Origin of the sequence: Pseudomonas sp. FYR_7 (genome assembly GCF_043106155.1) — a bacterium.
GTDB lineage: Bacteria > Pseudomonadota > Gammaproteobacteria > Pseudomonadales > Pseudomonadaceae > Aquipseudomonas > Aquipseudomonas parafulva_B.
Genome location: NZ_JBICMI010000061.1, coordinates 122765 through 137104, shown reverse-complemented (window position 1 = coordinate 137104; position 14340 = coordinate 122765). Strand labels below are relative to the sequence as shown.

At 61.9% G+C, this 14340-nt stretch carries 13 protein-coding genes; 6 read left to right on the top strand and 7 right to left on the bottom strand.

Going from position 1 to position 14340, the window contains the following annotated elements:
* Positions 1 to 78 precede the first annotated feature (78 nt).
* The gene (hemB, locus tag ACF8R3_RS15620; RefSeq protein ID WP_027916474.1) at positions 79 to 1053 is read right to left on the bottom strand and encodes a porphobilinogen synthase; all 975 of its coding nucleotides are present in this window, start codon (positions 1051 to 1053) and stop codon (positions 79 to 81) included.
* Positions 1054 to 1221: 168 nt separating this feature from the next.
* Positions 1222 to 2115: a PA4780 family RIO1-like protein kinase gene (locus ACF8R3_RS15615; protein WP_197844070.1), complete on the bottom strand. Its 894-nt coding sequence runs from the start codon at positions 2113 to 2115 to the stop codon at positions 1222 to 1224.
* Between the two features lie 192 nt (positions 2116 to 2307).
* Between ACF8R3_RS15615 and ACF8R3_RS15610 the strand changes: the two genes are divergently transcribed.
* Both ACF8R3_RS15610 and ACF8R3_RS15605 read left to right on the top strand, forming a co-directional pair.
* Complete coding sequence (locus tag ACF8R3_RS15610; protein WP_058605448.1) at positions 2308 to 2988, top strand: response regulator transcription factor; 681 nt, start codon at positions 2308 to 2310, stop codon at positions 2986 to 2988.
* Positions 2966 to 4357, top strand: coding sequence for a HAMP domain-containing sensor histidine kinase (locus ACF8R3_RS15605; RefSeq protein WP_167339426.1), 1392 nt, complete (start codon positions 2966 to 2968; stop codon positions 4355 to 4357). The genes ACF8R3_RS15610 and ACF8R3_RS15605 overlap by 23 nt, the downstream gene beginning before the upstream one ends.
* A 149-nt stretch (positions 4358 to 4506) precedes the next feature.
* On the opposite strand, the gene ACF8R3_RS15600 is transcribed toward ACF8R3_RS15605, so the two are convergent.
* On the bottom strand, positions 4507 to 4812 hold the full coding sequence (locus ACF8R3_RS15600; protein WP_392515856.1) for a DUF3077 domain-containing protein: 306 nt from the start codon (positions 4810 to 4812) through the stop codon (positions 4507 to 4509).
* A gap of 550 nt (positions 4813 to 5362) precedes the next feature.
* On the opposite strand from ACF8R3_RS15600, the gene ACF8R3_RS15595 reads away from it, so the two are divergent.
* On the top strand, positions 5363 to 6433 hold the full coding sequence (locus ACF8R3_RS15595; RefSeq protein ID WP_196126665.1) for an enoyl-CoA hydratase/isomerase family protein: 1071 nt from the start codon (positions 5363 to 5365) through the stop codon (positions 6431 to 6433).
* A 15-nt stretch (positions 6434 to 6448) separates the two neighbouring features.
* The gene (locus tag ACF8R3_RS15590; RefSeq protein WP_392515855.1) at positions 6449 to 7600 is read left to right on the top strand and encodes an acyl-CoA dehydrogenase family protein; all 1152 of its coding nucleotides are present in this window, start codon (positions 6449 to 6451) and stop codon (positions 7598 to 7600) included.
* Between the two features lie 56 nt (positions 7601 to 7656).
* Here ACF8R3_RS15590 and ACF8R3_RS15585 read toward each other — a convergent pair whose 3' ends face one another.
* Together ACF8R3_RS15585 and ACF8R3_RS15580 are read right to left on the bottom strand one after the other, a co-directional pair.
* A complete protein-coding gene (locus ACF8R3_RS15585) occupies positions 7657 to 8589 on the bottom strand; it encodes a LysR family transcriptional regulator (RefSeq protein WP_058638288.1) in 933 nt (310 codons plus the stop codon).
* A 5-nt stretch (positions 8590 to 8594) separates the two neighbouring features.
* Complete coding sequence (locus ACF8R3_RS15580) at positions 8595 to 9308, bottom strand: tRNA (adenine(22)-N(1))-methyltransferase TrmK (protein WP_197844066.1); 714 nt, start codon at positions 9306 to 9308, stop codon at positions 8595 to 8597.
* Between the two features lie 126 nt (positions 9309 to 9434).
* Between ACF8R3_RS15580 and ACF8R3_RS15575 the strand changes: the two genes are divergently transcribed.
* Complete coding sequence (locus ACF8R3_RS15575; RefSeq protein ID WP_196126662.1) at positions 9435 to 9815, top strand: RidA family protein; 381 nt, start codon at positions 9435 to 9437, stop codon at positions 9813 to 9815.
* A gap of 162 nt (positions 9816 to 9977) precedes the next feature.
* On the opposite strand, the gene ACF8R3_RS15570 is transcribed toward ACF8R3_RS15575, so the two are convergent.
* A complete protein-coding gene (locus ACF8R3_RS15570; RefSeq protein WP_392515854.1) occupies positions 9978 to 10763 on the bottom strand; it encodes an RHS repeat-associated core domain-containing protein in 786 nt (261 codons plus the stop codon).
* 208 nt (positions 10764 to 10971) lie between these two features.
* Here ACF8R3_RS15570 and ACF8R3_RS15565 point away from each other — a divergent pair, with 208 nt between their 5' ends.
* Complete coding sequence (locus tag ACF8R3_RS15565; protein WP_196121675.1) at positions 10972 to 12972, top strand: U32 family peptidase; 2001 nt, start codon at positions 10972 to 10974, stop codon at positions 12970 to 12972.
* Positions 12973 to 12980: 8 nt separating this feature from the next.
* On the opposite strand, the gene ACF8R3_RS15560 is transcribed toward ACF8R3_RS15565, so the two are convergent.
* Positions 12981 to 14303: a sigma-54 dependent transcriptional regulator gene (locus ACF8R3_RS15560; protein ID WP_058638292.1), complete on the bottom strand. Its 1323-nt coding sequence runs from the start codon at positions 14301 to 14303 to the stop codon at positions 12981 to 12983.
* Between the last annotated feature and the right edge of the window lie 37 nt (positions 14304 to 14340).

Here is a 14340-nt window from a genome sequence, read left to right as displayed (position 1 = left end):
AAAGCAGGCACAAGGCGGGATGCGAGCCTTGAGGCACTGGGTTGCTGGGGCGGCTGCGCAGCCCCAGCGACCGCGTTTTCAAATACCTTCCAGCGCCAGGTCCATGGCGAAGTAGGTCAGGATCAAGTCGGCGCCCGCACGCTTGATCGCCCCGATGCTCTCGCGCATGACGCGGCCCTCATCGATGGCGCCAGCCAGTCCACCGAACTTGATCATGGCGTACTCGCCGCTGACCTGGTAGGCCGCCAATGGCAGGCGCGAGGCGTTACGGATGTCGGCAATCACGTCCAGATAGGCACCGGCCGGCTTGACCATGAGCACGTCGGCGCCTTCCTGCTCGTCGAGCAGTGATTCGCGCACCGCCTCGCGGCGGTTCATGGGGTTCATCTGGTAGCTCTTGCGGTCGCCCTTGAGCGCCGTACCGCCCGCTTCGCGGAAAGGCCCATACAACGAAGAGGCGAACTTGGTGGAATAGGCCATGATCGCCGTGTCATGGAAGCCCGCGCCGTCCAACGCGCTGCGTATCGCCTGAACCTGCCCGTCCATGGCCGCCGAAGGCGCGATGAAATCCGCACCTGCCGCTGCGGCGATCACGGCCTGCTTGCCGAGGTTGGCCAAGGTGGCGTCGTTGTCCACGCCGTGGTCATGCAGCACGCCGCAGTGGCCGTGGCTGGTGTATTCGCAGAAGCAGGTGTCGGACATCACGACCATTTCCGGCACTGCATCCTTGCAGATCCGCGACATGCGCGCGACCAGGCCGTTTTCATTCCAGGTGTCGCTGCCCACGGCGTCCAGGTGGTGGGAGACCCCAAAGGTCATTACCGAACGGATGCCGGCACGGGCGTACCGCTCGATTTCCTGCGCCAACAGCTTCTCGGGAATGCGATTGACGCCAGGCATGCTCTTGATCGGCACGAAGTCATCGATACCCTCCTCCACGAAGATCGGCAGGATCAGATCATCGAGGCGGAACTCGGTCTCCTGAAAGACGCTGCGCAGCGCTTGGCTCTTGCGCAGACGGCGGGGACGGACGGACGGAAAAAGAGTGGACATGACAGCTCCAGAAAGATGAACGGCGTATACCTTAAGCCCGAGCCGCGACACTGGAAAGGCCAAATGACGAGATATTGTCTTGCGTCAAAGGCAATGACCGTCGCGCAGGCCGAAACCTGGCCGGCGCGGCCTGATGTATGGGGTGGGCGCACCGGTAGGTTGGCTGTGTCAGCGCAGCCAGGGCGGGGTCGGCTCTTCAGCCTGCGATTGCCCTTGCTCGGCCTCGGCTCTCGCTTCGCGGCGGCGGGCATCGTCCAGCCGGGCGGCGTCGATCTCGCGCATGACGCCGGCCACGTCCGCTGCCTGCTCATCTTCAGCGAACAACCCCGTGAGTGGGCTGTCGGGGCGCAATTCGCCGGCTTCGTAGAGGGCCCACATTTCCTGCGCGTAACGGGTGGCTTTCAGCTCAGGGGCAAAGCGTCCAAAATAATGCGCCATGTTCGACACATCGCGCTGCAGCATGCTGAACGCATGGTTGTTGGCCGCAGCGTCCACTGCCTGGGGCAAGTCGATGATCACCGGCCCGTCCGGACCCAGGAGTACGTTGAACTCCGAGAGGTCGCCATGGACGAGCCCTGAGCAGAGCATCAGTACGATCTGGCTGATCACGAACCCGTGATAATCCCGCGCCTGGTCCGCCTCGAGGTGAACATCGTTCAGCCGGGGCGCAGCATTGCCATCGGCATCGGTTACCAGCTCCATGAGCAGCACGCCATCCTGGAAGTCGTAGGGCCTGGGTACCCTGACGCCTGCCCCAGCCAGCCGGAACAACGCGGCCACCTCGGCGTTCTGCCAGGCATCCTCGGCTTCCTTGCGCCCGTACTTGCTGCCCTTGGCCATGGCCCGGGCCTGACGGCTGTTACGCACCTTGCGCCCTTCCTGATACTCGGCCGCCTGGCGGAAACTGCGCTTGTTGGCTTCCTTGTACACTTTGGCGCAGCGCACCTGGTTGCCACAGCGCACCACGTACACGGCGGCCTCCTTGCCACTCATCAACGGCCTCAGTACCTCGTCGACCAGGCCATCCTCGATCAGGGGTTCGATTCTCTTGGGTGTCTTCATCAGGCTGTGTTCGGGTCCTGGCTGTGATGCGGCCTATCCTCTCACAGCCGAGTCGCACTTGCTTGCCCATGTGCTGCCCATGCCGATAAACAAGCAAGGCCATGCAACAGGCGCCAGATGAATTATTCTTAAATCGCCTGCTGGCCGTTCTTTGGCACAATCAGGCTTTCATCTGGATGTTCGGGATCCCGCATGCCTCGCGTACTCACCATCGAAGACGACGCCGTCACCGGCCAGGAAATCGTCGCTGAACTCAACAGCCATGGCTTGGACGTTGACTGGGCCGACAATGGTCGCGAGGGCCTGGCCAAGGCTATCGCCGGCGGCTATGACCTGATCACCCTTGATCGCATGCTGCCGGAGGTGGACGGGCTGACCATCGTCACCACCCTGCGCAACCTCAAGATCGCCACGCCGATCCTGATGATCAGTGCGCTGTCTGACGTGGATGAACGGGTCCGAGGCCTGCGTGCAGGCGGCGACGACTACCTGACCAAACCGTTCGCCTCGGACGAGATGGCAGCGCGCGTCGAAGTCTTGCTACGCCGTAACAGTGTGCCCATGACGCAGACTCGCCTGCAGGTGGCCGACCTGGAGCTGGACCTCATCACCCATGAAGCCCGACGCGGCGAGCACACGCTCAATTTGCTGCCCACCGAGTACAAACTGCTGGAATACCTGATGCGGCACAGCGGTCAGGTGATTACCCGGATGATGATCTTCGAGGAGGTCTGGGGGTATCACTTCGATCCAGGCACCAACCTCATTGACGTGCACATCGGCCGCCTGCGCAAGAAGATCGACCTGCCTGGCCAGTCGCCGTTGATCCGTACCGTACGGGGCTCCGGTTATGCCATTGCTGAACCCGTCTAAGGGCTGGAGTTCTTCCACGAGCCGGCTGCTGGCGCTCTACAGCTTCCTGTTCGTGGCCTGGAGCAGCATCCTCATGGGGGTGCTGTACTTCGAGGTTTCCAGCTACCTGAACAAACTCACCCGTCATTCGATGCTGCAGCGCCAACACCTGTTCGCGCACATGAGCGGCAAGCAACTGGACGACGCCCTGATTGCGAGCCAAGCCTTCGAAGAACGCAGCTTCGATGCCTATGGCCTGTTCGACGCGCAACTCAACCCGCTGGGCGGCAGCGTGCGTGCCCTGCCCCCTGGGCTGGCGCTGGACGGCAAGATCCACGAGCTCAAGCGCTGCCTGAACGCCGACGACCCGAACATGCCGCGCCATAGCTGCGATGCGGTGGCGATCAAGGTGCAGGATGGCCGCTGGTTGGTGTTGTTCCGGGACAACGGCTCGTTGTTCGTTGTCACACGTATCATCCTCGACGCCTTGCTATGGGGCATTTCGTTGACGCTGATCCCGGGGTTTGCAGGTTGGTACCTGCTCAGGCGCCGGCCACTCAAGCGCATCCGCGCGGTACAGGCTCAGGCCGAGCTGATCGTGGCGGGCGACCTTACCCATCGCTTGCCGCTGTCGGCACGGCGCGATGAGTTGGACATGCTGGCAGACATCGTCAACGCCATGCTCGACCGCATCGAGCGCCTGATGCATGAGGTAAAAGGTGTGTGTGACAACATCGCCCACGACCTGCGCACGCCGCTCACGCGGCTGCGCGCGCAGCTGTACCGCATACGCCAGCAAAGCGATGCCGATACCGCCCAGGCCGAGGCACTGGATCAAGCCATTGGTGAAACCGATACGCTGATGGCACGCTTTCGCGGGCTGTTGCGGATCAGCGAACTGGAAGATCGCCAGCGCCGCGCAGGGTTCACACAGTTGGCCCCCCATGACCTGCTGGTGGAACTGCACGATTTCTATCTGCCACTGGCGGAGGACGGTGGCATCCAGTTGACCTTGCACCAACCAGGGCAACTGGCCGCGCTGCATGGCGACCGCGAGTTGTTGTTCGAGGCACTGGCCAACCTGGTGGGCAACGCCATCAAGTTTACGCCCGAAGGTGGGCAGGTGCAGATCACAGCTTCCCAAGATGACACTGGCGTGCACCTGGCTGTGGAGGACACAGGACCTGGCATTGCGGAACAGGAGCGTACGGCGGTGCTCAAGCGGTTCTATCGCAGTGACGAGGGGCATCGGCATGCGGGTTTCGGCTTGGGTTTGTCCATCGTGGCGGCGATCGTGGACTTGCACGGGTTTGGGTTGGAGATTGGTGAAAGTCGGTTAGGCGGGGCGAAGTTGGTGTTGCATTGTCCTCTTGCGGGTTTGGTCAAGTAAGCCGAGGCAAGGCTGGCAACCGCCCCGGTGGCACCAGGCCGCTCCTTATATCGACCAGGACCGCTTTAACCCTGGGAGTTTGCTAACAACCAAGGGCGGAGCGAGGCCATTGACTCCGCCACTCGCTAGAGGCACCCCGCTGTCGTCAACTAGCGGTCAGGTACCCGCCGCTGAGCCTCTAACCCACTCAACAAAGCCTCTACCACCGCCGTGGCCGATTCCAGCCCATGGTCATTACCCAGCAACAGGTCGCAGCAAGTTACACTGGCCAACTCCGTGGCCTTCAGATTGGCGGCATAGGCGCCACGCAACAGCGTGGACAGGTGCACGAGCGCATCTTCAAGATCGACGCCCGGACGTACCGAAAACAAAGGCGGATGGCTACTTTCACAGGTAGAGAATGAGGTGGGCGCGGTTGTGAGACTGGCAGGAGGATCAGGTAACCCTTTTGTCATGGTGTTCTCCTTGATTCATCAGGAGCCGCCACGCAACGTGACCAAACGAATGGGTGGCGACTGTACGCGGGTTGGTCAACCGGGAATCAAGGAAACCGGCGCGCACGGAGGCGCCCCACGCACAGCCGCCATGACACGAGACAGCCGCGCACAAAAAAACGCCGACTGATTCGCTGAACGGCGCTGATGCGCCTTGATGATTGCGGGTGACCAAACCCGGCTGCTGGATTTACAACAGCCCGCGAAGACTAACCCTCTCCCACGGTGCTTTCAAGCCAAGAGCCCCGCTTGTAACACTTGTAATAGCCATAGCGTGGCGCCGATAACGCACCCTTGGCGCCTGATTCGCAGCTACAGTGAACGGCGATGAACCCTCAAGGCTGGTTCCAACCGACGCGGACTCACAGCACAACGGGCACCGGCGCAAAAATGCACGATGCCCCTGCACAATTGTCGATTGTACGAGGCAAATTCGCATGCCAGGATCCAGCGATCCTCCAGCGAACTCCAGATTTCACATGGAAAATCAATAACAAGCAGGGAGACCGCAATGACAGCGCTTATTCAAACGCCGGTTACCGAACACATCCTGAGCGAGGTTCGCAACCAGATCGGCCACCTGCGTCTCAACCGCCCCGCCGGATTGAACGCCCTGACTTTGGACATGGTGCGCAGCTTGCGCAAGCACCTGGACGCCTGGGCTAACGACCCGAACGTACGCGCCATCGTCTTGCGCGGCGAAGGCCCGAAGGGCTTCTGCGCCGGTGGCGACATCCGCTCGCTGCATGACAGCTACAAAGCCGGCGACGACCTGCACGAGGCTTTCTTCGCCGAAGAATATGCCCTGGACTTGCTGATACACCGCTACCGCAAGCCCATTTTGGTGCTCATGGACGGCTTCACCCTCGGCGGTGGCATGGGCCTGGCACAGGGCTGCGACCTGCGCGTGGTCACCGAGCGCAGCCGCCTGGGCATGCCAGAGGTAGGCATCGGCTATTTCCCCGACGTAGGGGGCAGCTACTTCCTGTCACGCCTGCCGGGCGAGCTGGGGACCTACCTCGGCGTAACCGGTACACAAGTCCAAGCGGCCGATGCCCTGTATTGCGGCCTGGCCAACTGGTATGTGACGAGTGACAAGATCGAGGCCCTTGATCGGGAGCTGGACCAGTTATCCCTGAGTGACAATCCGCTCAAGGACTTGCAGAACCTGTTGGCGCGCCTGGGCACCCAGACGCTTGAAGGCCCGCCACTGGCCGCGCTCCGTCCAGCGATCGATCATTTCTTCGCCTTGCCCGATATCTCAGCCATCGTCGAGCAGTTGCGCGCCGTCAGCATCGGCGATAGCCATGCCTGGGCCGTGGCCACTGCTGATCTGTTGGAAACCCGATCCCCCCTGGCCATGGCCGTGACGTTGCAGATGTTGCGCCGCGGTCGACAGTTAAGCCTGGAAGACTGCTTCGCGATGGAGTTGCACCTGGATCGCCAGTGGTTCCAGCACGGCGACATCATCGAGGGCGTGCGCGCCTTGATCATCGACAAGGACAAGCAACCGCGGTGGAATCCCCCTACCTTGCAGGGCCTGGAGCGCCAGCGGATCGACCAATTCTTCGAAGGCCTTTGAGCCTGGGAGCAGCAGATGCAAGACGTGGAACTGAGCGAAGAGCAGATCATGATCCGCGACATGGCCCGCGACTTCGCCCGCGGCGAGATCGCGCACCACGCCCAGGCGTGGGAAAAGGCTGGCTGGATCGATGACGCCGTCGTGCGCAGCATGGGTGAGCTTGGCTTGCTGGGCATGGTGGTCCCCGAGGACTTCGGCGGCAGCTATACCGACTACGTGGCCTATGCGCTGGCGGTCGAAGAGATTTCAGTCGGGTGTGGCTCCACCGGGGCCTTGATGAGCATCCACAACTCGGTAGGGTGCGGCCCATTGCTGGCCTACGGTAGCCCCGAACAGCAGCAGCACTGGTTGCCGCGGCTGGCCAGTGGCCAGGTGATTGGCTGCTTCTGCCTGACCGAGCCCCAGGCGGGATCCGAAGCCCATAACCTGCGCACGCGCGCCGAACTGGTCGACGGGCAATGGGTGATCAACGGCAGCAAGCAGTTCGTCAGCAATGCCCGTCGCGCCGGGCTGGCCGTCGTGTTCGCCGTGACCGATCCGGAGCTTGGCAAGAAAGGGCTGTCGGCGTTTCTCGTACCTACCGACAACCCCGGCTTCAAGGTCGATCGCACCGAACACAAAATGGGTATTCGCGCCTCCGATACCTGCGCGGTGACGCTCGAGCAATGCCGCATTCCGGCTGCCAACCTGCTGGGCGAGCGCGGTAAAGGCCTGGCGATCGCCCTGTCCAATCTCGAAGGCGGGCGAATCGGCATTGCGGCCCAGGCACTGGGCATCGCCAGGGCTGCCTTCGAAGCAGCGCTGGGCTACGCCCGGGAACGTATTCAGTTCGGCAAGCCAATCCACGAACATCAGAGCATCGCCAACCTGCTGGCCGACATGCAGGTGCAGATCAATGCGGCGCGCTTGCTCATCCTGCACGCCGCGCGCCTGCGCAGCGCTGGCAGACCGTGCCTGTCCGAAGCGTCACAGGCCAAGCTGTTTGCCTCTGAGATGGCCGAGCGGGTGTGCTCGATGGCCATACAGGTCCATGGTGGCTACGGCTACCTTGAGGATTATCCGGTCGAGCGGCATTACCGCGATGCGCGCATCACCCAGATCTATGAAGGGTCGAGCGAAATCCAGCGGATGTTGATCGCACGTGAGCTTAAACACTACGCGCTGTAAGGCCCGGCCTTCCTGGCCAGGCTTGGACGGGCGGCGGGGCTTGTGCCCCGCTGCCGTCAGCGGCAATAACGGGGGTCTTCGACCACCTGGGCGTGGGCAGCGAAAATCGGCGGCAGCCGCTCCTTGAGGTAGTCGATCCAGGTTCGGACCTTGGCATCCAGGTAATGCCGTGAGGGGTAAATCGCATACAAGGCATTTTCCCGCAGCCGGTAGTCCGCCAGCACCCGGCACAGGCGCCCTTGCTCCATGGCCAGGCTGGCGGTGTAGAACGGCAACAGGCCGATACCCATGCCCAACTCGCTGGCGACCAGCATGGCGTCCGCCACGTTGGTCATGAAGCTGTCCTGGGGTGCGATGACGCAATCGCCACCTGCCTGCGGGAACACCCAGTCACCCTCGTACAGCGGGTAGGCCATGCGCAGGCAGCGATGCTGGTGCAGGTCGTCGGGCCGTGCAGGTACGCCTTTTTCATGCAGATAACCGGGCGCGGCACAGGCAATGCTGAAAATCGCGCCCAAGGGGACGGCAATCAGCTGTGAGTCCGGCAATGCCTGGTCGACGGTGATGACCACATCATGCCCTTCAGCAAGCGGGTCGGGGTTGCGCTGGGAAAGCGTGAGCTCGATGACCACTTCGGGACAAAGCGCGTTGTAGCCTGCCACCAATGGCATCAACAACAACCCAAGCCCATGGGGGCAATGCACACGCAGCCGGCCACGGGGCGTGAGGTGAGCACCACGTGCCTCCCCCACTGCCTCGTCGGTCAATAGCAGTATCTGCCGTGCGCGCTCGAGAAAACGCTCCCCCGCCTCGCTCATGCGCAAGCGTCGGGTGGTGCGGTGCAGCAAGCGGGTTTGCAGCTGATTCTCCAGCTCCGCCACGATGCGCGAGACCTGCGCGGCGGAGATGTCCAGCGCGTTGGCCGCCGCGGCGAAGCTGCCGCACTCCACCACCCGGACGAAGGTACGCATGGCCTGCAACATGTCCATGAAAGCTAGTCCTCGAGGTGGGGGCGTTCGGCCAGCAGGCGGGTGATCCAGTCCACCTGTTGTTCGAAGTCGGCGACCTTGGCCGGCGGCACTGCGACGCGGGCCTGGGCGAAATTGGCAAGGGTCTGCTTTTTTTGCCCGAGCATGCGCTGCCACTTCACGTGAAATGCCTGGCCATGGTCCCGCATCAACAAGGGGCCGAAATACACCTGCTGAGGACTGTAGGCCGCATGACCAGGTTCTGCCACGATGATTTCGTAGTCGAAGCGGTGCTCGCGCAGCACCTCTTCAGCGACGATACGGTAGCCGTTGCTCATCAGCCACTGTCGCACCTGCGGTTCGGCGCCATTGGGTTGTAATACCAGGCGCTCGACACCCGCCAAACGAGCTCTGCCCGCTTCAAGAATCTCGCACAGGGTCTCGCCGCCCATGCCGCACAGGCTCACGGCCGTGATGCGGTCCTCAGGGGCGATGGCGGCCAAACCATCGGCCAGGCGCACGGCAATGCGCGACTCGAGCCCCTGCTTGCGCACGTTACGCTGAGCGGCCGCATAAGGGGGGCTGGCCACCTCCCCGGCCACTGCGTACTCGATGCGCTCGCGAAGCATCAACGCTACGGGTAAATAGCCATGATCAGAACCGATATCAGCCAGACGCGCGCCCTGGGGCACATGGGTGGCCACACGCTCCAGGCGCATGGACAAGGTGTGTTCGTTCACGGTAAGCCTCTCTGCAATGGCGGCGATTCTGACCGTGAATGCCGCGCTTTGCAAAAAACCGGCCTCTCGACCGGCGCAGGCCGCTCGCGTAGGCTTGAGGCTTTTCCACCGTGCAAGGCAGACCCCATGGCACATGCTGATATCGTCTACACCCCAGACAGCGACCCAGAATCCATTTCCTCCGATGTCGCCGAATACAACGGGATGCTGGTAACCACTCAGGTTCCGGTGCACCCTGACGGTAGCCTCGCGTTGGGAGATATCGTCGAGCAAAGCGAATGCACGCTGCAGGCCTTGAAGGATGCTCTGGAGAAAGCCGGCAGCGGTATGGACCGGGTGCTGCACCTGACCATCTACCTGACCGACATGGCCGACCGCGCCGCCTTCAACCAGGTGTACCAGCGTTTCTTCGCCAAACCCTGGCCAGTGCGCGCCGCCGTAGGCGTGGCGGCGCTCGCGTTCGAGGGCATGCGCGTGGAAGTGACGGCGATGGCGGCCAAGAATTGACACACAATCCGCCTACTGGCTGGTGGCAGATTGCAGATGAGTACTGGATGCCGCCCATTGGCGTCGGCTGGGACCGGGCGTGCTTGACTCGCACCAGTGCTCGCGATGCAACGCAGTGGCCGGCCTCTGTCTAGACCGACAGGAACAGTGCAAGAACATGAGCTAAAGCTGCTTCCTGATGTTTTTGAGTTCAAGCCAAGCGGAATGGTCGAGCTTTGCCATTGCAGCATGTTGAAGAGTTCTGAGCTGCCCTTCGAAAATTCGCGGTGGGACCCCAGAGCCGGTAAGGGTACCGACTGCGGCGGCGTAGCGCCTCAGTATGTCAGCATCACGTTCATGAATTTGGGTGGAGGGCCTTTTCCGATACTCACCGGGGGCGAAGGTCTCCCAAGCCTTTTGATTGGATTCCAGCCGATCAAGCCTGTCGGTACCAAGCACCGGCACCGCGGATTGTCTGAAGTCGTTATCGCGTAACCTAGCGCTGAGAAGGCTGCGCATATCAGCGCCGTTCTCTGGGCGCAGTATAAAGTCGACAGTGCGCTTAACTGTTTTTGCGGACTGCGCCAATTTAGGATCGAATGCCGGCTCTGCCACCGTCATGGGCGTAGGTTTGCGCCGCTTGAACCGCTTCAAAAACTTTAACCATTGGAACGCATGTCCGGTGGGGTCAACGCGATTGACTGGATCGCCTGCGCAATACGCATAGGCGTTAAGGCCTCCTTGTTCGAAGGGACTCAACGAATCGGGTGTTTCAAATCGCATCAAGACACTGCTGAGGTAGCGATAGCCCTGGCCAAAGCCATAACAGCCCCGCAGCGCCTCCTGTACTGCCCCGACGTAACCAGTCTGGGAAGAGCGAGTGATCGCGCTGTAGCCATACGGGGTGTAGGCCGTACGTGCAACAGGGCTTGAGCGGTCTCGTCTTGAGGCGGACGTCGGCCCGTACATGTTACCCATCTCCTAATACCACTGATTTTATCAGCCCTACTCTGTCAAGAGCGCCTAAGATAGGCAACTGCCACAAATATCAGGTTGTTGAAACGCAGGCAGAACGTGAAAGGATACATTCATCCGGCTAGCACAGCCTGAGGGTGTCGCCCAGCACAATCGTCGGTACAATGCCCGGCTATACCGTGACAGCCGAAACCATAACGACATGTCCCTTCCCAAGCATCACCTGGAACTGCTCAGCCCTGCCCGCGACGTGGCCATTGCCCGCGAGGCTATCCTGCATGGCGCCGATGCCATCTATATCGGCGGCCCTAGCTTTGGCGCACGCCATAATGCCTGCAACGAGGTGGGCGATATCGCCGCGCTGGTCGAGTTCGCCCATCGCTACCATGCGCGCGTATTCACCACCATCAATACCATCTTGCACGACAACGAGCTGGAGCCGGCGCGCGCGCTGATTCACCAGCTGTACGACGCTGGCGTCGATGCGCTGATCGTGCAGGACCTGGGGGTCATGGAGCTCGACATTCCGCCCATCGAGCTGCATGCCAGTACCCAGACCGACATTCGTACCCTGGAGCGGGCCAAGTTTCTCGACCAGGCTGGCTTTTCTCAGCTGGTACTTGCACGCGAGCTGAACCTGCAGCAAATCCGAGCCATCGCAGCCGAAACCGACGCCGCCATCGAGTTCTTCATCCATGGCGCGTTGTGCGTGGCGTTCTCCGGGCAATGCAACATCTCTCACGCCCAGACCGGTCGCAGCGCCAACCGGGGCGACTGCTCCCAGGCGTGCCGTCTGCCCTACACGCTCAAGGACGACCAAGGCCGGGTGGTGGCGTTCGAAAAGCACCTGCTGTCGATGAAGGACAACAACCAGACCGCCAATCTGCGCGACCTGGTCGATGCCGGTGTGCGCTCGTTCAAGATCGAAGGGCGCTACAAGGACATGGGCTACGTGAAGAACATCACGGCCCATTACCGCAAGGAGCTCGACGCCATCCTGGAAGACCGTCCTGGCTTGGCCCGCGCCTCGAGCGGTCGTACCGCACACTTCTTCGTACCGGACCCGGACAAGACGTTCCACCGCGGCAGCACCGATTACTTCGTGACTGACCGCAAGGTCGATATCGGCGCTTTCGACTCCCCTACCTTCACCGGCCTGCCAGTGGGTGTGGTGGAGAAAGTGGGCAAGCGCGACCTGCAGGTCGTCACCGACGTGCCGTTGACCAACGGGGATGGCCTCAATGTGCTGGTCAAGCGTGAAGTGGTAGGCTTCAGGGCCAACATTGCCGAGGCACGCGGCGAATTCGAAGAAGACGGCCAAAAGCGCTTCCGCTACCGGGTGGAACCGAACGAGATGCCTGCCGGGCTGCACAAGCTAAGGCCAAACCATCCGCTTTCGCGTAACCTGGACCACAATTGGCAGCAGGCCCTGCAGCGTACGTCGGCCGAACGCCGCATCGGTGTAAGCTGGCAGGCGGTGCTGCGCCAGGAGCGCTTGACCCTGAACGTGACCAGCGAGGAAGGCGTGCAAGTGCAGGTCGCCCTGGATGGCCCATTCGGCCCGGCGAACAAGCCCGAGCAGGCGCTGGACCAACTGCACGACCTGCTTGGCCAGCTCGGCACCACGCTCTACCACGCCGACAGCATCGAACTGGATGCCCCGCAGGCGTTCTTCATTCCCAATTCGCAGCTCAAGGCCCTGCGCCGGCAGGCCATCGAGACGCTGACCGAGCAACGCATACAGGCGCACCCCCACGGCCGGCGCAAGCCGGAAACCTCGCCACCACCGGTGTATCCCGAGTCGCACCTGTCGTTCCTGGCCAACGTCTACAATCAGAAAGCCCGGGATTTCTACCACCGTCATGGTGTGCAGTTGATCGACGCGGCCTATGAAGCCCACGAAGAACACGGTGAAGTGCCGGTGATGATCACCAAGCACTGCCTGCGCTTCTCCTTCAACCTGTGCCCCAAGCAGGCCAAAGGGGTGACCGGGGTGCGTACCAAGGTGGCGCCGATGCAGCTGGTCCAAGGGGATGAAGTACTGACCCTGAAGTTCGACTGCAAACCCTGCGAGATGCACGTGATCGGCAAGATGAAGAACCACATCATCGACCTGCCCACCCCTGGCAGCGCCGTGGCCCAGGTCGTAGGCCACATCAGCCCGGAAGACCTGCTCAAGACCATCGTCCGCGCGCCTCACTGAGGCGCGTTTCAGCGTATCTGGTGCTTGTGCAACAAACGGTAGAAGGTCGGCCGCGAGATGCCCAGCACCTTGGCTGCAACGCTGAGGTTGTCGCTGTGACGGTCCAGCACATCGCACAACGCCTGGCGCTCGGCCTTGTGCTTGTACTCCTCCAGCGTGCCCAGCGGCGGCTGTTGTGCAAACGGCTGCAAACCCAGGTCCTTGGCCTCGATCTGGCGCCCTTCGGCAAGCACCAGCCCACGCCGCACCCGATTGGCCAGCTCACGCACGTTACCCGGCCAATCGTGCCGGCCCATGGCCATCAGCGCGTGCTCACTGAAAGAGCGTGGCCGCCTGCCGGTTTCCAGGCTGTAGAAATGGGCAAAATGATTGGCCAGCATCGACAGATCGCCATGGCGGTCACGTAACGGGGCGGTGACCACCTGCAGGACGTTCAAACGGTAGTACAGGTCTTCCCGGAAGCGGCCCTGCTCGATGGCCTTTTCCAAATCGACGTGGGTGGCGGCCAACACCCGTACATCCACCGGTACTGGCTGGCTGCCTCCCACTCGCTCGATGTGCTTTTCCTGGAGAAAGCGCAGCAGATTGGCCTGCAGTTCCAGTGGCAGGTCGCCGATTTCATCGAGAAACAGCGTGCCGCCGTTAGCGGCTTCGATGCGACCGATCTTGCGTTGGTGGGCGCCTGTGAACGCGCCCTTTTCGTGCCCGAACAGTTCGGACTGAATCAGGTGCTCGGGAATGGCCCCGCAGTTGATCGCCACGAAAGGCTGCCCGCTGCGCTGGGACTGGCGGTGCAGCGTACGCGCCACCAGTTCCTTCCCCGTGCCGCTTTCACCGCGTATCAGCACAGGCGACTCGGTCGGTGCCAGCTTACCCAGCAGCTTGCGCAATTCTCGAATCGGCCGGCTCTCACCCAGTAGCTCATCCTGGGTGTCGAATGCCTTGACCGTGCCCTTGCCACGCAGCCGCGCCATGCCGAAGGCCCGGCCCAGAGTGACCTGCACCCGCGATTCGTCGAAGGGTAATGTATGGAAATCAAAGAACCATTCACAGACGAAATCGCCGACGGCCGGGGAGCGCAGTTGTTCGGCACTCAGCACCGCAATCCACTCGGTGTTGCTGCGCTTGATCATGTCCTTGACCACGTCAGGGTGCTTGAGGTGCGCTTCATCCAGGCGCAGTACACCTACATCGCAACGATGCTCCAGCGCCTGCGCCAAAGCGCAGCTGGCGACCTCCCACCCGGCCTGAACCAAGCCTGGCGTCAGGCGGTGGCAATCGTCACAAGGATCGACGATGAGCAGGCGGCGTTGCACTGCGGTTTGTTGCATGACCGATCCTTGGCGCCAAGTATTGGTTTCTTGAAAT

Coding starts and splice junctions, on each gene's coding strand:
- ACF8R3_RS15565 (WP_196121675.1), top strand. CDS start 10,972: ATGTCCCTTCCCAAGCATCACCTGGAACTGCTCAGCCCTGCCCGCGAC.
- ACF8R3_RS15615 (WP_197844070.1), bottom strand. CDS start 2,115: ATGAAGACACCCAAGAGAATCGAACCCCTGATCGAGGATGGCCTGGTC.
- ACF8R3_RS15610 (WP_058605448.1), top strand. CDS start 2,308: ATGCCTCGCGTACTCACCATCGAAGACGACGCCGTCACCGGCCAGGAA.
- ACF8R3_RS15560 (WP_058638292.1), bottom strand. CDS start 14,303: ATGCAACAAACCGCAGTGCAACGCCGCCTGCTCATCGTCGATCCTTGT.
- ACF8R3_RS15570 (WP_392515854.1), bottom strand. CDS start 10,763: ATGTACGGGCCGACGTCCGCCTCAAGACGAGACCGCTCAAGCCCTGTT.
- hemB (WP_027916474.1), bottom strand. CDS start 1,053: ATGTCCACTCTTTTTCCGTCCGTCCGTCCCCGCCGTCTGCGCAAGAGC.
- ACF8R3_RS15575 (WP_196126662.1), top strand. CDS start 9,435: ATGGCACATGCTGATATCGTCTACACCCCAGACAGCGACCCAGAATCC.
- ACF8R3_RS15595 (WP_196126665.1), top strand. CDS start 5,363: ATGACAGCGCTTATTCAAACGCCGGTTACCGAACACATCCTGAGCGAG.
- ACF8R3_RS15590 (WP_392515855.1), top strand. CDS start 6,449: ATGCAAGACGTGGAACTGAGCGAAGAGCAGATCATGATCCGCGACATG.
- ACF8R3_RS15605 (WP_167339426.1), top strand. CDS start 2,966: ATGCCATTGCTGAACCCGTCTAAGGGCTGGAGTTCTTCCACGAGCCGG.
- ACF8R3_RS15600 (WP_392515856.1), bottom strand. CDS start 4,812: ATGACAAAAGGGTTACCTGATCCTCCTGCCAGTCTCACAACCGCGCCC.
- ACF8R3_RS15585 (WP_058638288.1), bottom strand. CDS start 8,589: ATGGACATGTTGCAGGCCATGCGTACCTTCGTCCGGGTGGTGGAGTGC.